The 21,176-nt window shown below is 48.1% G+C and carries 18 protein-coding genes and 1 other annotated feature (1 of these 19 only partly in view); of the genes, 9 read left to right on the top strand and 9 right to left on the bottom strand.

Annotated features, from left to right (window positions below; genetic code table 11):
- Positions 1–153 precede the first annotated feature (153 nt).
- The 4 genes from V6669_RS03605 to V6669_RS03590 form a co-directional block, all read right to left on the bottom strand.
- Positions 154–2,517, bottom strand: a complete 2,364-nt coding sequence (locus V6669_RS03605) for a transglutaminase-like domain-containing protein (RefSeq protein ID WP_338590775.1) — start codon at positions 2,515–2,517, stop codon at positions 154–156.
- Positions 2,504–3,769, bottom strand: coding sequence for a DUF58 domain-containing protein (locus V6669_RS03600; RefSeq protein ID WP_338590773.1), 1,266 nt, complete (start codon positions 3,767–3,769; stop codon positions 2,504–2,506). Before V6669_RS03600 ends, V6669_RS03605 begins: the two co-directional genes overlap by 14 nt.
- Positions 3,766–4,755, bottom strand: a complete 990-nt coding sequence (locus tag V6669_RS03595; protein ID WP_338590771.1) for a MoxR family ATPase — start codon at positions 4,753–4,755, stop codon at positions 3,766–3,768. Before V6669_RS03595 ends, V6669_RS03600 begins: the two co-directional genes overlap by 4 nt.
- A gap of 102 nt (positions 4,756–4,857) precedes the next feature.
- On the bottom strand, positions 4,858–6,159 hold the full coding sequence (locus tag V6669_RS03590; protein WP_338590769.1) for a polysaccharide deacetylase: 1,302 nt from the start codon (positions 6,157–6,159) through the stop codon (positions 4,858–4,860).
- 240 nt (positions 6,160–6,399) lie between these two features.
- Between V6669_RS03590 and V6669_RS03585 the strand changes: the two genes are divergently transcribed.
- From V6669_RS03585 to V6669_RS03560, 6 genes are all read left to right on the top strand, one after another.
- Entirely contained in the window at positions 6,400–7,047 is a 648-nt protein-coding gene (locus V6669_RS03585; RefSeq protein ID WP_338590767.1) for a DedA family protein, read from the top strand.
- Positions 7,048–7,181: 134 nt separating this feature from the next.
- A complete protein-coding gene (locus V6669_RS03580) occupies positions 7,182–8,696 on the top strand; it encodes a spore germination protein (protein WP_338590765.1) in 1,515 nt (504 codons plus the stop codon).
- 20 nt (positions 8,697–8,716) lie between these two features.
- Positions 8,717–9,919 carry a Ger(x)C family spore germination protein gene (locus V6669_RS03575; RefSeq protein ID WP_338590763.1) on the top strand — a complete coding sequence of 401 codons (1,203 nt, stop codon included), beginning with the start codon at positions 8,717–8,719 and terminating at the stop codon, positions 9,917–9,919.
- A gap of 6 nt (positions 9,920–9,925) precedes the next feature.
- Entirely contained in the window at positions 9,926–10,162 is a 237-nt protein-coding gene (locus V6669_RS03570) for a hypothetical protein (RefSeq protein WP_338590761.1), read from the top strand.
- An 18-nt stretch (positions 10,163–10,180) separates the two neighbouring features.
- The gene (locus V6669_RS03565) at positions 10,181–11,305 is read left to right on the top strand and encodes an endospore germination permease (RefSeq protein ID WP_338590759.1); all 1,125 of its coding nucleotides are present in this window, start codon (positions 10,181–10,183) and stop codon (positions 11,303–11,305) included.
- A 99-nt stretch (positions 11,306–11,404) separates the two neighbouring features.
- Entirely contained in the window at positions 11,405–12,532 is a 1,128-nt protein-coding gene (locus tag V6669_RS03560; RefSeq protein WP_338590757.1) for an endospore germination permease, read from the top strand.
- A gap of 92 nt (positions 12,533–12,624) precedes the next feature.
- Here V6669_RS03560 and bcp read toward each other — a convergent pair whose 3' ends face one another.
- The 4 genes from bcp to V6669_RS03540 are packed head-to-tail and all read right to left on the bottom strand — an operon-like array spanning position 12,625 to position 15,768.
- A complete protein-coding gene (gene bcp / locus V6669_RS03555; RefSeq protein ID WP_338590755.1) occupies positions 12,625–13,089 on the bottom strand; it encodes a thioredoxin-dependent thiol peroxidase in 465 nt (154 codons plus the stop codon).
- Between the two features lie 46 nt (positions 13,090–13,135).
- The gene (locus tag V6669_RS03550) at positions 13,136–13,921 is read right to left on the bottom strand and encodes an ABC-2 family transporter protein (protein ID WP_076333833.1); all 786 of its coding nucleotides are present in this window, start codon (positions 13,919–13,921) and stop codon (positions 13,136–13,138) included.
- Between the two features lie 4 nt (positions 13,922–13,925).
- Positions 13,926–14,720: an ABC-2 family transporter protein gene (locus V6669_RS03545; RefSeq protein ID WP_338590751.1), complete on the bottom strand. Its 795-nt coding sequence runs from the start codon at positions 14,718–14,720 to the stop codon at positions 13,926–13,928.
- 1 nt (position 14,721) lies between these two features.
- On the bottom strand, positions 14,722–15,768 hold the full coding sequence (locus tag V6669_RS03540) for an ABC transporter ATP-binding protein (protein WP_338590749.1): 1,047 nt from the start codon (positions 15,766–15,768) through the stop codon (positions 14,722–14,724).
- Between the two features lie 212 nt (positions 15,769–15,980).
- Here V6669_RS03540 and V6669_RS03535 point away from each other — a divergent pair, with 212 nt between their 5' ends.
- A complete protein-coding gene (locus tag V6669_RS03535) occupies positions 15,981–17,024 on the top strand; it encodes an LCP family protein (protein WP_091018703.1) in 1,044 nt (347 codons plus the stop codon).
- Between the two features lie 131 nt (positions 17,025–17,155).
- Positions 17,156–18,475, top strand: a complete 1,320-nt coding sequence (locus V6669_RS03530; RefSeq protein ID WP_074093436.1) for a glutamate-1-semialdehyde 2,1-aminomutase — start codon at positions 17,156–17,158, stop codon at positions 18,473–18,475.
- A 138-nt stretch (positions 18,476–18,613) separates the two neighbouring features.
- Here the strand turns inward: V6669_RS03530 and V6669_RS03525 are convergent, their stop codons facing one another.
- Positions 18,614–20,008, bottom strand: coding sequence for a PLP-dependent aminotransferase family protein (locus V6669_RS03525; protein WP_338590744.1), 1,395 nt, complete (start codon positions 20,006–20,008; stop codon positions 18,614–18,616).
- Between the two features lie 159 nt (positions 20,009–20,167).
- Between V6669_RS03525 and V6669_RS03520 the strand changes: the two genes are divergently transcribed.
- The gene (locus tag V6669_RS03520) at positions 20,168–21,103 is read left to right on the top strand and encodes a DMT family transporter (RefSeq protein WP_338590742.1); all 936 of its coding nucleotides are present in this window, start codon (positions 20,168–20,170) and stop codon (positions 21,101–21,103) included.
- A gap of 27 nt (positions 21,104–21,130) precedes the next feature.
- Positions 21,131–21,176, top strand: a binding site (T-box leader); it runs 268 nt beyond the window's last position.

Raw genomic sequence — 21,176 nt, 5'->3', positions numbered from 1 at the left:
TGCAGCGATGAACCAAACGCTGCGTTTAAATAACAATGCGCCAGCCAATGGCGATCTTCATCTGCCCACAAGTGGCCAAGCTCTATTGGAAAGCGATAGCGATTGTATGGCAGCAGCTTCGCATCTTTGGTGTAACGTTGTAACATCCTTGTGTTACAACGTCTGCAACCGCCGGGCCAAACGAAGTGCCCGGCGCAGGAAGTCCAGGCTGTCCGCGCGCAGCGGACGGTCTGGCCCGTACAGCAGCCGTTCCCAGTCGGCTGCAAACCGCGCGATGTCCGCGCCGTCCGCGCCTGCGGCCAAAGCCGGTGACGCTGCATATTCACGCAGCGTCATACCCGGCGGCCGCGGGCCGTACCGGCGCGCGAGCGCGGCCCAGACCGGAGCGGCGGCACCCAGCAGCCGCTCGCGGTCCGGGAAGCTGCTGCGTGGCCACGCCAGCAGCAGCCTGATCCGCAGCGCGGGGCGTAGCCGCCGCATGCGGACCAGAGCAGCGGCGCCCAGCAGGGCCGCTGCCACAAGGGCTGCCGCGAGCCATGGCTCCGCGGCAATGGCCCGTGCGCGGGCGAGCAGCCATGCGCCCGCGTTAGCCAATCCGCCGCTCATATACGGCGGAGTCTCCGCAACAGGCTGCGCCCCGGCAAGCGCTGCAGCATCTTCGCTCGCGCCTTGCGCCATGGTGAAGCCCGGCGTGGCCTCAAACGGCATCCAGCCTGCACCCGGAAAATACACCTCTACCCAGGAATGTGCATCTCCCTGTGAAACCACATACTGACTGGGCACATCCGGGTCAGCAACTCCGGGGCCAAAACCTTTAACCCAGCGTGCGGGGATGCCCTCTGCACGCAGCAACACAATCATGGCTGTGGAGAAATGATTGCAATACCCCTGCCGGGTGACGAATAAAAAATCGTCCACAAAATCGGTTCCACGCGGTGGCATACGGGTATCCAACGTATACTCGGCATGAGCAGCCAGATAAGTCTTTACAGCTTGCACAGCGTCATACCGGGTCTCACTGCCTTTAATAATTTCCTTGGCGAGCGTCTGCACTCGACCAGGGAGTGATGCAGGCAATTGCAGATAGTCCCTCCGAATGGCTGCCGGATCTTTCCCTTTATTCGTTTCCTCAAGCAGACGTAACTGTTCAGGTGTTGCGACAGGAACCATGACGTCTGCCGAATAATGTTTAACTATCTTATCGTCCCCTGAGCTCGCGAGCCACAACGTTGCCGAATCGCGATTAGACAGCAAAGAAAACATGTTTTCCTGATTATCCTTGTTCTTATCCTGGAACGATACGTTAACCGGTATCCCCCCGGTAAAGAGAGGATTTGGTCCTTTCCACTCTCGCTGCATCGTGACGGTTTGGCGAATGCGACTCCAATAGGTTGGATTCTCCCAACCATCAGCACGCAGCATTCCGGATGGACTTGCCGTTTCGAAGCTTTGACCCGGATCACTCCAAGTACTACCGTTATAATATGAACGGGTCTCCCCTCGCCAATACGTCACTTTTGGACTCTTTGCTATAAAAAAGATGGAGTTCCCTTGCACCAACGGTGCTCCCATAGGCGCGTCTGCTGTACTATATCCCGTGACTGCCGTTGCAGCAGGGATACTACTGTGCTGTGTATACCCTGCCCATCGAGCTAAGCGTTCACCCATCTGCTCCAAAGATATGCGTTCCGGCTGAGGAATGGAAGCAAACTGGCCAGGTAACGCGGAGAAAAGCACCATACCTGCAGAAGCAACGATAGTTACTGCACTCCAACGGCCATAGGGGCTGCCGCGATAACTCGGAGTAGTGACTCCTGCATTGAGACGTAATAGCTGGAGCAGAGCCTGAATAAGAAAAGTCCATAGGACAGACCGTATTACAGAAGCATACACATCCAGCCCCGCAAAGGATTCAAGCAAAAGCAAATAGAGCAGTGTTGCACTGCCAAACAGCATAACGCTTCGACGTAACAATACGAGGGATTGCACAGAAGCCATGAGCATGCTCCAGCCGCACATCATGAACAAACCTCTCGTTTCTGTACTAATCGAGTGAAATCGCCAGTTATTTATAAAAGTGTCCATATCCGCTGAAAATATCCCCGGATAAGCGACCGCCCAACGGACAGGATCACTTCCTCCGTACATCAGACATAAAGCAGCGAGTGCAATGAATAATCGAATCAGTACTCCGGTGATCCATCCTGTACGAATTAACCCCGCGAGCAACAATGCTCCCGTTAATCCCGCCATTACGGACAAGAACCGTTCACTGCCCTGCTGATCTGATGATGTAACCGGATATATCCACTCCAGAGACAGTATAAGTAAAATGGCCGAAATAACAATTTTGTACAGGACAGGTACGCTCACATATCCCTCATCCTTTATATCCTTCACAGAATTCTGGTTCACAACTTTATATACGGAACGGGCCGATTCTATTCTCGTACGGTCCGTTGACTCTAAGTCGGCCACAGTGGAATTGGGTTGCTGGTTACCATTACGCTCCCACATCCGTTACCTCCACCTTTCCCAATGAAGATAACGCAACGTCTGTAACCGCATGGATTGGCACCCCGCTGTGACGAAGCCGCTCCAAACTTAAGCTGTCATATCCCAATCCATTCATCAATCTATCCGTTGATCCTAATTGGTCCTGGTTTGCTTCAGTCAATTGCACCTCTACACGATAACCCGACCCGATTGCAGTTAAGATCCATTCGGCCAGAACCTGATCCATCTTACCGGTAAGAACCACAATTCGCGACCCACTCGTCAGTCCATCCAGCATCTCCGTTCGGAGTGAAACAGAGCCTGATTGTGCTTTGGATATTTGTGCCCCCGCTAACTTGTCCAGTCCATGATTCTCATCATCTGCATGGAACGGCCCATGCTGCCATTGATCTTGTGCATCATGGCTCTTATCACCGCCTTCCATCCACAGGTGATAAGGAATGTCATCCCGCTCAGCGGTATGAATCCAGCGGGCAGCTGCACGAACCACTCGTTCAAAAGCAGGTGCATCCATGTTCTCCTGTTGTTTTACGTCATAACCCGACGCACCTTCATACACAAGGATGCCGAGCGAAGCCAGATCCGTGGTATCAGGCAGAAAGGTCTGAAGTTTACCCGTTTTGGCTGTACTTTTCCAATGAACTCTTCCCAGTGGGTCACCCTGCTGATATTCACGGAATTCAGGGCTACGGTTTCCCTGGCTATTTCTTCGCTCCGACAGAGTCCCTTCGATCATCGCTGCGAATTCTACCGAATCATCCTTCCCCCAAGCCGTTGCTTGAGGAACAACAATCAGGGGTGTACCTCCTTCGGTCTCTGCGGAGAGGGTATTCCAGCCAAACATATCACCCCAGTACAATCTGCCCGTATCCCATCTGTAGATTCCTCTGCGTAACCCGGAACATTCATATTGATAGGAAAATTGTCGCCGTGTTCCCGGAAAAATTAATTTGCGATGAACACCTGCAGGTGTGTTCTCACACAGAACGATCCATAACAATGGAATACGGCATTTGAATTCCAGTTCGACCAGAACCCGTACCTGCTCGCCTGCCTCAATCCGGTTCGTGTGTATTTTCCGACGGATGTGAATACGCCGTGGTCTGAACAAATGGAGAAGCAGACCTCCTGTGAACATCAAGAAAGTTATAACGGATAGAAACAACGCCGCTTTGCCCCCATGCCACTGATACAAGGAAGCAAAAGCCACCACCAAGACAGCACTCACAATCCGTTGTCCCAGCGCAGTCATTGCTTCCGTCCCCTTCCCTGTGATGCCATCTGTACAGGTACCGGGACCGATGACAATGCTTCTTCAATGACCTGTACTTGCCCCCAAACCTCCGCTCTGTTCTGGGCCTTCAATTGAATACGGTGGGAAAGGACAGGCACAGCTACCTCTTTCACATCATCCGGAATGACATAACTGCGCCCTTGAAGATAGGCAAATGACTGCGCAGCAGCCATCCAGGCCAGTGTTCCACGCGGACTGATGCCCAATCTAACCGCCGGAAGGCTGCGAGAGGCTACAGCAACGGCCACCAGATACTGTTTGACGACCGGATCAACATGTACCTGTTTGACTTCACGCTGCATGGCTACGACTTCTTCAGCAAGCAGGACAGGGCGAAGTTCATCAAACGCTTCTCTACCTTGCATGCGGGTTAACAATTCCAATTCCTGTTCCGGATCGGGATACCCCAGTCCAATTCTCATCATAAATCGATCCAGCTGCGCTTCAGGCAGACGGTACGTACCCTCGAACTGTAACGGATTCTGTGTCGCCAGCAGAAAGAACGGGCGTGGCAAGGCATAGGTTGTGCCATCAACCGTAATACGTCGTTCCTCCATTGCCTCCAGCAGGGCAGACTGAGTGCGTGGTGAAGCGCGATTTATTTCATCAGCCAGGACAATGTTGGACATGACAGGTCCGGGCCGAAACTTGAATTCAGCTGTATGTGGATGATAGATTGAAGTGCCCGTAACATCAGCCGGCATGACATCGGACGTGAATTGAATCCGGCCCATGGAGCAGTCCAGTGCAGAAGCAACGGCACGAACCAGCATCGTTTTCCCGGTACCTGGCACGTCTTCCAGAAGTACATGACCTCCACTGAGCATTGCAGTGAGGACATAACGAATCTCTGTTTTTTTGCCAATAATCACACTCTCAACACGCTTCATGACCCTGTTTAACAATTCGACCGCATGTTCATGTTCCATTCGGATATAAGACATTTCTCTGATCTCCTTCCGTTCATCAGCATTCCTGAACCATAGTAATCTATGATTCAGTGTTGCCCGGAAGTAGAGAGAATAGTCCTGCAAGAATGACTTTCTTCAGATCATTTTATACTTAAATATGCTGTTCATTGCCGAAATGGATCTGGAAGTGCCCGCCTTGACCGTCCACTCTGCTTCATTACTGGTTAAGGAATTCACCCTCAACCCCATCTGCTCCAGTAACTCACGTAACGGAACCCAGATGGTTCCCCCCTGACTCTGTACTGCTCCCGTTTCAATTGCCCCTGTTGTGGTCAGTGTTCCGCTCACACTGTCTGCATGAATCGTTCTTTCCTTCCATACTGCTATGGCTGTCCTTGTTTCAGAGTCCCAGCGAGTGCTGCCCCCGAATTTTTTCATGAATGTACGCAAAGGCACCATGATTCGCTGACCTTCCATACGGAACTCGCCCGGTTGCAAGGTAGCCGCGGCTAATCCCACCTCTACCTTCAGCTTCTTGGTTGCGAGCCACAACGTCGCATTTGCTTCTACATGCTCTGCGATCCAGGCCTTTCCCGGCACCTTGCGGGCCTTAAACTTACTATCTGGATGTACACGGAATTGAACTGGTTGATCCGTACTCTTTATGGTGTCAAAACGATATCCATGATCACGATAATATTTGATAATACCCGGAAGAGCTTTTACCGTTTCAGCATGTGCACCACCGTCATGCATCAGGACAATGACCGAACGTGCTCCCGCAGGTACTTTGGTCGAATTGCTGAGGATCTCTTTGGCCGGAACACCCTTACGCTTGGAATCTCCACTATCGACGTTCCAGTCCATGACGGTGTATCCACCCAGTTGGAGCAAATCAAAATAACTCTGGTCAAAATGCCCGTATGTACCGCCTGGTGCTCGCACCAGATTCGGACGGAAACCGGTTATACGCTCCAGCACTTCCTCTGTCTGCTTGATCTGTTTCCAGAACACTTTAAAATCACTGTATAGCTGTTCGTATTGATGATTAAACGTATGATTGCCCAAAGCATGTCCATCCTCCACAAGCCCCCGGATTAACTCGGGATAACGCTCTGCCTGCTCACCCAGCACAAAAAATGTAGCCAAAACCTTCTCCTTGCGCAAAATATCCAATACTTCACGGGTATGGTTACCCGGTCCATCGTCAAAACTCAGATAGACTACCTTGTCTTGAGTATTCTTATCTTCCGAAATTGGATCACCTGAGCCGGAAGCAGAAGATGCATAAGCCGTGCCTGCATATACAGCGAATGCACATAGCAATATCGCAATTCGCACGAGAATGACAGACCATTGTCCAGATAAAAACATATGTATGGTTGTTGCAGAGTTCCCCCCATTTTCCTTGCTTCTCAATTCCGGTCTCTGTACCATTTACGAATCGACCTCCACCGTCTCTAGTAATTTGCTGATAGACTTCAGCAGATTTGTTAGAATTATATGGAGGCTTCATTGAAAAAAGACGTGATTTTGTTTAATATTTTTTCACAATTTGCTATCTAGCCTGATTGATTCTTCGCTTCAGATTAGGTAGCATAATGAAAAGGCAGAACACATTAAAACACCTTGGAGAGTATTCATGCTCCCACCCCGTATTCAGGAGAGTGAAATCTATTGGAATTGCTTGAGAAGATCCAACATCTGTTTGGGTCCTACGGATACAGCGTTTTGTTTTTTGGCTTGTTGCTTGAATTCATCGCACTTCCCTTTCCTGGTGAAACAACGATGGCTTACGCAGGGTTTCTCTCCTACAAGGGGCATCTCGACTTTGGAATCCTCACCATACTGGCTTTTCTGGGGACAACGATTGGCATGACCATCACTTATTTTATTGGAGCCAAAGCAGGTCTGCCCTTTATAACACGATACGGAAAATGGTTTCTGCTGAAGCAGGACAAGCTCGATAAAACGCAAAAGTGGTTCGCCAAGTATGGTAATGCCTTAATCTTCATCGGTTATTTCATTCCGGGTGTAAGGCATTTCACCGGGTATTTCGCGGGCATAGCCGCTGTTCCCTTTCGCAAATTCGCTCTCTACGCCTATTCAGGCGCACTGTTCTGGGTTGTACTGTTTCTCGGCATTGGCAAAATATTTGGCCCTCAGTGGAACGCCGTATTCCATCTGGCTCATCAAAATGCAGCATATATCGTGGGAGGAATCGGCCTATTGCTCATCGTAGCCGTGCTCTATCGTTACCGCAAAGCATGGGCAGCAAAATCCACCGTATCCAAGCCAGCCCCTGTTCGACAAAGACAAAAGTAAACTCGGACAAAAGTCCATCTATAATAAGCAGGCAAGGAGTTGCGAGTAATCGCGGCTCCTTTTTTTTTGTGATAATCCGAATTCATCCAGGTCATACTAACTTGAAAATATAGGGTGTATAGGGAGGTGAAGGCATGAGTGAATCGTCGCTGGAACGCCAAGATCAGAGGCAAATCTCTCCGGATCTAAGCGAAAATATGGAATACTGCAAGCAAGTGATGGGAAACAGCAACGACTTGATGATGCGCCCTCTCCAGTGTTTACATAAATGGCCTGCAGTCATGTTGTACATTGATGGATTAGTGGATGTTCAGATTCTGAATCATTCCATCCTGGAATCCCTGTTAAAGACACATGAACTTCCAGAATTCTCCGCAGATGATGAGCATCTAAGCTACCTCCAGAATGACATTCTGGCTGCGAGCAATGTAACATTTGTGGATGACATGGAAGATGTGCTTAATGCTCTCCTGTCCGGTTCGGCCATCCTGCTAATCGAAGGCAGTGTACGAGGATTGAAAATTGCCGCAGCTGGGTGGGAAGACCGTGCTGTTGGTGAACCCATCTCACAGACCGTTGTTCGGGGTCCTATGGAGGGATTTAATGAAAATTTGCGTACAAATACTTCCTTGATTCGCAAACGGATTCGTGACCCTCATCTCTGGATCGAAGAAAAGGAGATTGGTCGTATCACCAAAACAAGGGTTGCGGTCTTATATTTGAAGCATACCGTTGATCCAGAAGTGGTAGAGGAACTAAGGCGCAGGCTCGATGAGATCGACATTGACGGGATTCTGGAGAGCGGGTACATCGAGGAACTTGTACAGGACGAAACAGGCACGTTATTCCCCACCGTTTACAATAGTGAACGTCCGGATACGGTTTGTGCTGCCTTACTTGAGGGAAGAGTAGCCATCATCGTGGACGGCACGCCTTTTGTGCTGCTGGTTCCAGCCTTGTTCGTACATTTCTTCCAATCGCCGGAAGATTACTACCAACGGGCCGATATCAGCACATTGATTCGTTTGATTCGTTATCTGTCCTTTTTTATCGCTTTACTAGCTCCTTCCTTCTATATTGCCATTACCACCTTTCACCAGGAGATGTTACCCACCAATCTGCTCATTAGTCTGGCAGCTCAACGTGAGGGCGTTCCTTTTCCTGCATTCATTGAAGCCATACTGATGGAACTGACCTATGAAATTTTGCGAGAAGCAGGTATACGTATTCCAAAAACAGTGGGTCAGGCCGTTTCCATTGTCGGAACGCTGGTCATTGGCCAAGCAGCCGTAGATGCAGGAGTTGTCTCCGCTGCAATGGTTATTATCGTTTCCATTACGGCCATATCCAGTTATGTCATTCCGGAGAATGGACTTTCGATCTCTGTCCGGATTTTGCGATTTGTATTAATGATACTTGCGGCAGCTTTTGGTTTCTACGGTATTCTAATTGTTCTGCTTATCACAGTTACACACCTGTGCAGCTTGCGTTCTTTTGGCGTACCGTATATGTCCCCCTTTGCACCTCTAATTCAGAAAGATCTGAAAGATACGCTGTTTCGTGTACCCTGGTCCCATATGAAAACACGTCCATTCTCTACGGGTACCCCGAACAAAATCAGACAATCCAGCAAAAAAATGAAGCGTTAATTCGGTAAGGAGAACAACGTATGAACAAGTGCTTCCGATTAATTGTATGCATTGTATTCCTGCTCCCTCTCCTTACCGGATGCTGGGATCGCCAGGAACTGAATGAACTTGGCATTATGCTGGGTCTTGGTGTAGACAAGGATGGCGATTTGATTAAAGTGAGCGCTCAGGTCGTCGTGCCGAATGAAGTATCCTCCAAGTCAGGGGGAGGGAACGGTACTCCTGTCACGCTGTATGAAGCGTCCGCGCCCACGCTGTTTGAAGCGATTCAGAAGCTGACCGAGACAAGCCCACGTCGCATATTCATGGCACATATCCGTGTACTGGTGTTCGGAGAAGAATATGCACGCAAAGAGGGCATCTACGATGTCATGGAAGCGTTAATGAGGGAACCTACTGCCAGGCCTGATTATTACGTCATGGTTGCACGAAATACTACAGCTTCCAAAGTACTGGACGTACTTACTCCATTGGAAAACATTCCTGCGGAGAAGTTATTTAATTCTTTGGATGTGTCTGCCAAGACCTGGTCTCCCACAACAACCGTAACCGGAGACCAATTAATTGATTATATGCTGACGCCTGGAATACAGCCTGTAATCACTGGTGTAGGGATCGTTGGCAATTCAGAGATAAGCGGAAGTAAAGATAATATTGCGACAATCAAGTCTCCCGCCCGACTGAATTCTACGGGATTAAGCATATTTAAAAAGGACAAACTGATCGGCTGGTTAACGGAAGATGAATCAAAAGGATACAACTATATCCGTGACAATGTGGTGTCTACTATCAGTCACCTGCCTTGCCGAAAGGGAGGAAAAGTGACTTTCAAAGCTCTCCGCACCAAGACCCAACGAAAAGCAAAGGTCATTAACGACCAACCTGTGATCCACATCAAACTCAAAAATGTGTCTTCCATTGGCGCAGTAGAGTGCGGAATCAAAATTGGTTCAATGAAAACACTCAAAGAGTTGGAAAAGGACAGTGAGGAGCGACTGATAGACCTGATGGAAAAATCCGTGAATTCCGTGCGGCGAAAGTTCCATATTGACATTTTTGGATTCGGTCAGGAAGTGTATCATGCCGATCCTAAATTTTTCAAAAAGATTGAGAAGGATTGGGATCAATATTTTGAGAATCTGGATGTTACGTACGAAGCCAATGTACAGATCAAACGTGTAGGTACACTGGATGATTCATTCAAGGAGGATTTGAAGGAGTGAGACCGGATGTTGATTACAATTACTGTTATTGTCATAGGGGGCCTCGTAGGCTTAGTTGATCTTCCGGGTCTCATCCGCCGCAAGGAATGGAGGGAAACCGCTGTGTACAGCGGGATGCTCGTCATAGCCACAGGGTTCAGTGTGATTGCAGCCAACCTGTGGGATTTCCCCAGTCCACTCTATATCATCATGTGGATCTATGAACCTGTTAATCAATTCTTGGCACGTCTGACGGGAACCTAGAAAAAGGAGAGGACCATTATGCTGGAACAGGGGCGCCTTGGAACAAGACAATTGACCACTCTCACTTTTATGATGGTGGTCGGGGATATGATGCTGATCTACCCCTCAGTCATCACGTCTTATGCCAAACAAGACTCCTGGATTTGTGCTTTTATAGGCGTTCCTCTGGGGATGGCACTGATGGCCATGATCCTGAAGTTATGTAGTATGCACCCAGACAAAAATCTGGTGCAGATGGCACGAAGCATTCTAGGGTTCTGGCCAGGTACTTTCTTTTCCTGCTTCTACCTGTTCTTTTTCATTATTGGTGCTTCCACGCATACGAGAGAAGTCGGCGACTTCATGACCACTCAAATCTTCCCGTACACTCCCATTCGCATCATCATTCTGATGTTTGTCATCGTGATCGCCTGGGGAGTGTCTCACGGATTAGAGACGATGGGACGAAGTAGTGAACTACTGATGCCCGTCGTTATTGTGTTTATTGTCGTCCTTGCAGTCTGCCTGCTTCCTCAGATTGATACCAGAAATTTGAAGCCAGCAAGTGATACGAGTGTTGTCTCTATCTCGCAGGGCATTCTGGTAAGCATTATATATCCGATCGGTGAAGTTGTTCCCATCATGATGATACTGCCCTACGTTGCCAAGCAGGCTCATCGAACACGAGACGTAATTATTGCAGCTGGTTTAGGCAGCTTGGTATTGGCAACGCTTGTTACCATATCGTTGCTGGTCTTGGGTGCCTTTCTTACGCAACATAACATATATGCTTCTTTTGTTTTATCTCAGAAAATTAGTATTGGGGGCTTTTTTGAACGTATTGAAGCCATTATGGCTTCTTCCTGGCTGATCTCTACGTACTTCAAAGCGATGATATACTTATACGCCTTTATTGTTGGTTGTGCGGAACTGTTCAAGCTTAAGCAGTATCAGATACTGGTACTCCCTGCGTCCATACTCGTGTTCGGTTTAGCCAATCTGGTCTCACCCAGCATAACCTTCATCGTAATCACCGTTGTTCCATACTGGGTAGATTGGGATACCACATTGGGGATCATTCTGCCGGCCTGTCTTCTGTTGATACAATGGCTCAAGTCTTTCAGAAAATCATCGGTTACTCCCAACAATTCCTCACAGGAATAAGTACTATTTTTTGGGGAGAAGGAGCCTGGGATGGATGGAAAAATGGAGTTCATTCATGAATATCATCCATGCTGAATATAGAGAAGGAGAACGGTGTCTATGTTAATTAAGGAGAAAATCACCATTAGGCAATTTGCAGTCCTTACCTTTCTCGTCATGATTGGGGACATGATTCTACTTTACCCCTCCGTGGTTACTGCTTCTGGTAAACAGGATGCATGGATCTGTTCTCTTATCGGCCAACCGATCGGCATACTCATCATGTGGGTACTATACAAACTTCATCAGACGCATCCTGATCTTTCCCTTATTGAAATCTGCCAAAAAATACTTGGCCGATGGGTAGGGTCTGTTCTGTCAGTTGCATATCTATTTTATTTCGCCATAGGCGCTGTCATATGTATCCGTGAGGTTGGTGACTTTATGACCACACAGATCTATCTTCAGACCCCCATCCGGGTCATTATAATTATCCTTATGTGCACTCTGGTCTGGGGGCTTATGCATGGCTTGCGTACAATAGGAGGAAGCAGTGAAATGCTAGCCCCCATCGTTGTTTCGTTTATGATTCTTTTATTTTTAGGGCTGATGCCCCAAGTAAAAAGTTCAAATCTACTGCCTTATTTGGACACCCCTTGGCTTCATTTGATGCAGTCTATCATTAGAGGGGCATTTACTTCCTTTGGTGAACTAATCGTGATCACCATGGTTCTTCCTTATGTGATGTCTGGGCCTCATGTCAAACGTGATATGTTACTCGCCACTTTGTGCGGAGGGCTGCTGCTAACCACACTGTTGGTCATTTCGCTCATGATTTTTGGGCCCTTTCTGACCCAGCATGACATCTACATCTCCTATACCCTGTCCCAGAAAATTAATATCGGCAACTTTTTTGAGCGAATTGAGGCCTTCATGGCGACTGCCTGGTTAATTGCTACCTATTTCAAAAGCCTGCTTTACATGTTCTCCTTTGTCGTTGGAACAGCTCAGTTATTTCGATTAAAGACATATAAACCGCTCATTTTGCCATCAGCGATGTTATTATTCGCGTTAGCAGTGCTGATTTCTCCCAATGTCATTTTCTACACCAATACGATCATGCCTGCTTGGGTGGACTGGGATATCACGGTTAGCTTTATTATTCCGCTATTCCTTCTTCTCGTGCATCGAATTCGTTCTGGCAAGAGCAAAAACAATTCAACCCATCCAAAACGATTGCCCACCTAAAAAGGCTGTGTTCACGGTAAATTCCGCGAAACACAGCCTTTGGTGATGCAACGGATTATATGCATGCATTCATACATATCCAGGTCACTACATTACAATGCCTTCACAGCCTCAAGTGCTGCCTCAATATGTCCTTTGACCCGAACTTTGGACCAATCCTTGATCAATTTCCCCTCTTCATCAATCAGAAAAGTGGAGCGAACCATACCCATGTACTCCTTGCCATACATTTTCTTCAACTGCCATACGCCGTACTGCTCGGCAACAATGTGCTCTTCATCCGATAACAAGGTGAACGGCAGTCCATACTTGGCGATAAACTTGTCATGCTGTTTCATTGGATCGGTGCTGATTCCGAGAATGACCGTGTTCAGCCCTTCAAATTCAGCATGTCGATCCCGGAAATCACAAGCCTGTTGTGTACAGGACGAAGTCATATCCTTGGGGTAAAAATAAAGCAGTACCCGCTGTCCGCGGTAATCCGAAAGCTTTACTGATTCTCCCGTACTGGACGGAAGCTCAAAATCCGGTGCCAGTTCGCCTACAGTTAACGTCATGTCAGTTCCTCCCTAGTCTTGCCCATGAATTGTTATCAGGGCGTTATTATGATCCTGCTCCGCGATACCGTTTCACGCCATAATTCCACAGAAGCAAGCCCATGGAACCAAACACCAGTCCCATCACAGGTGTGAGGAGCGCCATCCGATGCATCTCGGACCTCTCCAGGAACAAGGCTGCCGGATAGATGCCCACAAAGGCAAACGGAATGATCCAGGTTAGCAGTACCTGAATGGCACGGTTATAGATCGTCACAGGGTAACGCCCATACCCTTGGATGTTATACATCAATGGCAGAATACCTGTTGGTGCGTCTGAATAAAAGGACAACGAAGTAAGTGTGGTATAAATGCCGGCATAGATCATTACTGAACTGAGTGCCAAAATAATCAAGGCAGGAATATGCCACCACTCCAGCATCAAGCCCATCTCTGCTCCGCTGAAGATCATGATAATCAAGCCGATAAACGAGCCCACGAGTGCAGGCGGGTCTACATTTTCAAGCAAGATCTGGAACAGATTATGTGCAGGGCGTGTCAGGATACGATCCATCTCACCTTTGACGATATACCGCTCGCTGAACCCCCACAGATTGATAAAACAACTGAAGATGCCATAGGGCACCATAAAATATCCATAAACAAAGAGTACTTCACTCTCGCTCCAGCCGCCCAGGTTATCCGTATGACGGAAGACCACAAAGATAAAGATCAGGTTGGTTGCCTGGAACAGCAGATCCGATAGAATCTCCACCCAGAAATCAGCACGGTACGTGAGTCGTGTTTTCATGTAGTTCTTCAAATATTCCCAGATCAGCCCCATATAGTACATTCCGTTATCCCCCTTGCACGAACAGACGCTTGCGCGCCTTACGCCAGATCAATACCATCGGGAGCAGTAACACGGCAAACCAGAACACCTGAATACCGAGTACATTCCAGATGGCGGTACCTTCCACTCTTCCAGTGAGAACGGAACCGGGCAGATACGTAATGGCCTGAAAAGGCAATACCTTCATCACCGCGGACATCCAGCCTGGATACAGGCTGATCGGGATGATTAGACCAGAGAACAGATCAACCACGACGCGTTTCATACGCATCATGCCTTCATTGTTTTCCACAAAGAATGCTGCCAGTCCCGTTATCACATTAATCTGGGAATTAATGAGGAAACTGAAGAACAGCATGACGAGAAAGCCGATCCACGCCGATGGCGCCGTAGGCAATTCAACCGGGAACAGCAGAATGGCGATGAGCATCCCTGGAATCATGAGGAGCAGGAAGCGGAAAATGCCTTCACCAAGACCCTGCATCATTTTGACCATAACGTAATTGATCGGCCTGATGAATTGAATCGCAATGGAGCCATCCCGTATGTCTGCGGCAATCTCCCGGTCCAGATTGTTAAAGTAAAAAGCACGTGCCATCCAGGATACAGCGATGTAAGTGGTCATCTGCGCTGCCGTGAAACCGCCGAGTTCACCACTGCTACCGTAAATGGCTTGCCAGGTAAAGTAATACACGCCGATATTCAGCGTATATATCAAAATGCCGGAGTAATAATTCACCCGGTATGCCAGCATCGTTAGAAAACGGATGCGCATAAAATCAATAAATGCACTATTCATCTCAGGATACACCCACCGCTTCTTTCCCTGCTCCCACAATCTTGGGACGCTCGGCGGAACCGGATTGGTAAATACTGCGCACAATCTCATCCGTGTTGATCTCGATAATCTGAATATCGGTAATATCAGCCTGTCCAACGACACGTCCGAGTACATCCGAAACATTCAGGTCCAGCGGAATCCATACAGATGCGGACAATTCATTCTCTACTGTCCAACGCACAGGCAACGCAGCAGTCCATTCCTGCATCTGACTGATGTTGTGAGCTGAGCCAAACTTGAAGCGGATCTCCCGCTCCTTGCCCCACTGGGACTTCAGATGATCCAGACCACCATCATAGATGATGTTGCCCGCATCAAGCATGATCACCCGGGAACACAGGGCCTCAATGTCCTGCAAATCGTGGGTGGTGAGCAGGATGGTCGTTCCATGCTCCTTGTTCATATCTTTCAAGAAATCCCGAATTTCCGACTTCACCACAATATCCAAACCAATAGTTGGCTCATCCAGGAAAACAATACTCGGATTATGCAACAAGGCTGCCACTAACTCGCAGCGCATACGCTGACCAAGACTGAGCTTCCGCACCGGACGGCTTAACAGGTCCTGAAGCTGCAATCGCTCAACCAGTTCATCCAGACGTTTCCGGAAATCGACCTCTCCTACACGATATACTTTGCGCAATAAATGGAAGGATTCGATAACGCCAATATCCCACCACAATTGACTGCGCTGACCAAAAACAACACCAATATTCTGTACAAACTTCTCCCGTTCCTGATACGGAACATATCCACCAACCGATATTTGCCCTGAAGTAGGCACCAAAATGCCGGTCAACATCTTGATCGTTGTTGATTTACCGGCACCGTTCTCCCCAATATATCCGCAAATTTCGCCCTGCGGAATCTGAAATGAAATATCATTTACAGCCAATACCTCCTGGTATTGACGTGCAAACAGGTCTTGGAATGCGCCCTTCAGCCCACCTCGGCTTTTCTGGACGCTAAACGACTTGCGCAAATCTTTGACATCAATCGCCAGCATGATTATACCTCACTTGGATTTTGTTGAAATTGCTTGTAGCCCAAAAAGAAATTATAATGGTATCAGTCAAAATTCAGCAAGCTTTAAAATAGTCTGGAGCCGCGTCCTGCCCTTATGTTGGGAAAAGACGTGTACGGAAAGCTTCGACTAGATCTTACTTGAATACTCGAACTCGTTTTTTTATTTCATCTCAAATACAAAGGAGAGCTAGCATGACCAGAAAGACGAAGAGAACCATATGGATTTCTCTTGCCGCCTTCGTGTTAATTATCGGAGGAGCAGCGGCATATTATTTCGGTTCTATTCTCAATCAGTTGGACGGTTTGGCAAAAGACGGCGACGAATCACCATTCGCAGGTATCGAGAATGTGGAGAAAGTAAATACTCCTGACCCTCCAAAATGGGAAGGCACAGAAACGGTAAATATTCTCGTTATGGGTGTCGATGCGCGCGGATTGAAAAAAGGTGAAGTTCCCCGCTCCGACAGCATGATGGTTGTATCGCTCGACCCACTTACCAAAAAAATCAATCTGTTCTCCATTCTGCGCGACACTTACGTCAATATTGACGGATATGGCAAAGAACGGATCAACACTGCCATCACCCATGGTCCTAATGCAGCGATGCAAGCTGCCGGCGACCTGCTCGGCATTCCTGTACAATATTATGTGTATACGGATTTCCAGGGATTCATCAAATTGGTGGATGCCGTTGGCGGTGTTGATTTTGATGTGGAGAAAGACATGCACTATACAAGTAAAGCAGACAATAACGAATACGATATTGATCTCAAAAAAGGGTATCAGCATCTGGATGGCGAAACAGCCCTCATGTACGTTCGTTTCCGCCATGATGCGATGTCGGATTTCGCTCGTTCCGAGCGTCAGCGTGAGTTGCTGAAAGCTGTGACGGCGAAAATGCAGTCAACAACTACCATTGCCAAGCTGCCTTCCATTCTGGAACAGGTTAATCCCTATGTGGATACGAATCTGACACTCTCCGATATGTGGAAACTGGGTGGCCTCGGTTACCAGAGCAGCATGAATGGCAGTGAGCAGATCCCGCCAATGAACCTGCTGAAAGAAGAACGTACAGCAGGCGGTGCGCAAGTATTGACGGTTACCAATGAAGAGAAATTGAAGCAGCATATTCAGGATATTATTCACCCGCCTGCTACAACGGATGATAGTACAACCAGCACCGAAGATAAAACAGCCAGTGGTGACGATCAAAAGTCAGAGCAACCGGCTCAGTAATCTAAACATGCAGAGGGCAGCCATTACGCTGCCCTCTCGTTGTGCCCGGCTATACTATTATGAGAAAATCATCATATCTTTCTGTAGCTTGTACCTTTATCATATTTTGCATTACGAAAGGAAGTTATCTTATGAATACATCACGTTCCCGTTCCGAACTTCTATACGCAGAAGCACTTGAACATATTGTTGGGGGGGTTAACAGCCCTTCACGCTCGTTCAAAGCCGTTGGTGGTGGTGCACCTGTATTTATGAAAAAAGCCCAAGGCGCCCACTTCTGGGATGTCGATGACAACCGTTATATTGATTATCTGGCCGCTTACGGTCCGATTGTTACAGGACATGCTCACCCTCATATTACGCAGGCAATTACGGAAGCTGCAGCAAATGGCGTGCTGTACGGTACCCCAACAGAGCTTGAGATCAAGCTCGCCAAAATGCTGAAAGAAGCCATTCCTTCCATGGATAAAGTGCGTTTTGTAAACTCCGGTACAGAGGCGGTTATGACCACGATTCGCGTAGCCCGTGCCTACACCAAACGCAACAAGATCGTAAAATTCGCCGGATGTTACCACGGTCACTCGGATCTGGTGCTTGTGGCTGCGGGTTCTGGGCCGTCCACGCTCGGAATTCCTGACAGTGCGGGAGTTCCAGCCAGTATTGCACAAGAAGTCATTACTGTGCCCTACAATGATCTGGAAGCCCTGAAGGATGCTTTGGAGCGCTGGGGTGATGATGTTGCCGCAGTCATGGTTGAACCGATCGTTGGGAACTTCGGTATGGTTATGCCGGAGCCTGGCTTCCTGGAAGGTCTCTGTGCCATGACACGCGCCAACGGCTCACTGGTTATCTATGACGAGGTTATTACGGCTTTCCGTTTCCATTACGGTTCTACACAGACGTATGCCGGACTCGATAATCATGCGGAGATTGAACCCGATCTGACGGCTCTTGGTAAAATTATTGGTGGCGGCCTGCCAATCGGTGCTTACGGCGGACGCAAACATGTTATGGAGCAGGTTGCTCCACTCGGCCCTGCTTATCAAGCAGGAACGATGGCTGGTAACCCTGCATCCATCTCGGCTGGTATCGCATGTCTGGAGGTCCTGCAAGGCGCAGGTGTATACGAAGAGATGGAACGCCTTGCTATCGACCTGACAGCAGGTCTGCAAGCTTCTGCTGACCGTCATGGAATTGCACTGACGATCAACCGGATTCGTGGTGCATTCTCCACCCATTTCTGTGACCATCCGGTTACGAATTATGATCATGCTCAAGACACGGATGGAGAGCTGTTTGCTTCCTTCTTCCGTCACATGCTGAACCGTGGCATTAACCTGGCTCCATCCAAATATGAGGCTTGGTTCCTGACCACGGCCCATACAGACGAGGATGTTCAGGCTACATTGGAAGCCGCAGAAGCTTCCTTCAAGGCGATGGCTCAGGAATAAAACGGATTATTTCCATCTACAATATAGCGTACAAGCTGTATGGTCGGTGGAAAACAATTCATGGAAAAGGCGTCCAACAAGTGATCAACTTGTGTGGACGCCTTTTGTTATATACGGACAACACTCCGATTCTTCACGTTATTTCTGCCTGATCTGAAGTTTCAAAATTTCCTCCTGGATCACCTGCATCCCTTCTTCGATTCTCTGCTTCGGCACATTGGAGATGTTCAATCGCAGCATTTGATCCTCATGCACCTGATATGTTCCCTCCGGATAATACCGTTCTGTTGTATCAACGATGACACCACGCTTTTGAAGCCGGGACAGCAGAACACGAAGTGGGATATCACCCGCCAAAGGCAATACGGTATGCTCCCCTCCTGTTCGAGGAGCCTCCATAAATGGAGCAAAGTCTGTATATGTGTCCAGTTGCTCATGCACCGTGTTCATCCGGGCAGCATAGCGGTTACGAATCACTTTCCTGTGATGAGCAAACATTCCGCTGTGGACATAGATCTCCAGAGCAGCTTGAGACAGGACTGAAGTGTCGATATCGAGCATTTTTTTGTATGCACCAAACGATTCAATTAGAGGCGAAGGCAGAACAGCTACACCAATGCGCAAGCCTGGAAACAAAATTTTGGAGTAACTCTTCAGATAGATGACCCGGCCTTCCGTATCATATGACCATAGCGGGTCCTGTTTCGTATTGTCCTCCAGATCAGCCAGATAATCGTCCTCCACCAGATAGACATCGTACCGCTGTGCAAGCCGGATCAGTTTCTTTTTCTCAGCAACAGTCAAAGATGTGCCAATCGGATTGTGAAAGCGCGGCATCACATAGAAAAACTTGATATCTTCCTCAGCGAACTGACGTTCAAGCGATGCCCAGTCCAGCCCATCCAGGGTACGTCTCACACCGGCAATCGGCACATTCAATCCACTCAGTAGCGAGGGCATATTATGATAGGTCGGTAGTTCAAGCAGTACTTTTCTCTTTCCATTGGGAAAAGGCATCAATGCAAGTACAGCCAGTGCCTGTTGCACACCTGACGTGATAAAGAACTGCTCTGTTCTCGCAAACACCTGATAATCCGAAAACTGCTTCTGCAACAGCAGAATTAGCGAAGGTAATCCCTGATCCGTGCCATACATAAATAACTCTGCCTGCTTCTTCTCCATCGCCTGATCCACACAGTGACGAAAGTCTGCATAAGGGAACACTCTTGGATCGGGAGCAGCTGAAGCAAAGTCCAACGCTCCCTGCCAGTCCATGTCCTGAGCACCTGTCCCGTTCTGTACAGCATAATAACCGGATTGAGGTATGGCGTACACCAAATGCCGCTGTTCCAGCCACTCATATGCTCGAATCGCTGTACTTACACTGCATTGATATTGTTCTGCTACAACTCGAACTGCTGGCAGTCGAATGCCCTTATCCGCCCACTGGCGACGATCCTGCTGCTGCATCTGTTCCTGAATCCATTGCTTTAACGCTTCGGCAATCACTTCGTATTTTCTCAATGCACCCATCCCTCTCCAACAACTGTACCGATACAGTTTAACCTTTTATCTATTGTAGCACGATGCACCCGGCAGTATATTGAATAAGGCCAGCACATGCCTCGAACCTGACATAATTCAGGATAATGAAAGATAAAACGCTATGACTACTGTATTGGAGGAGCATTCATGAACACAACACACACTCGGGGATATGCTTATATCGCAGCTATACTGTACGCAGCTATTATAGGTCTATCTTTTCTATTTGTTAAAATGACCGTCACTGTTGCACATCCGATTGATGTGCTTGCCCACCGATTCGCGCTGTCGTTGATCGTTGTCAGCATTCCTATCATTTTTGGCTGGATCAAAATTCGACTTAGCCTTCGTGATCTGTGGAGAATTATTCCACTGGGGCTGTTATCTCCCGTTTTATTTTTTGCCTTTCAAGCCTTTGGACTTGTATCTTCCAACTCATCGGAAGCTGGTATTATTCAGGCTATGGCTCCTGTATTCACACTCGTTCTCGCTTCAGTTTTCCTGAAGGAACGCACATCCACGATGCAGAAGATGTACCTGCTTCTGTCTGTCGCTGGAGTAGTTTTTATCTTCATAATGCAAGGAAGCGGCATGTCTATAGGTAACCTGAAAGGCATTGCATTATTGCTGTTATCCACAGTCTGTTTTGCAGGGTATGGTGTGCTTGCAAGACCATTAACCCAGAAGTACAAACCAATGGAACTAACATGGGTCACATTAATGGTTGGCTGTATTGTATTTAACGCCGCTTCCCTGATCCGTCATGCTTCCAGCGGTTCCATGATGGACTACATCAAACCACTTGGAGATACATCCTATCTGGGTGCGCTCGCTTATCTGGCAATTCTCTCCACCATGATCTCCACCCTGCTCGCGAGCTATGCTCTGACCCATCTGGAGGCTTCGCAAATGAGTGTATTCAGCAATCTGTCCACGCTCATCTCCATCGTAGGAGGTGCATGGATATTGCATGAACCAGTGGGTAGCTACCACTATATTGGTGCATTGTTGATTATCGCTGGTGTGCTTGGCACCAATATGAGTGGTCGCAAACATAGGCTGGTCAGTGGAATCAAAGCATGATATAATTCTGGAAATTGTAAACATTTGTTATCCACGATGATGAAGAGAAGTACATATGTCAGGATGCTACAGA

The sequence above is a fragment of the Paenibacillus sp. Y5S-9 genome, from assembly GCF_036894235.1.
Classification (GTDB): domain Bacteria; phylum Bacillota; class Bacilli; order Paenibacillales; family Paenibacillaceae; genus Paenibacillus.
Note: the sequence above shows the minus strand (reverse complement) of the source record. Positions and strands in the feature narration are given on the sequence as shown.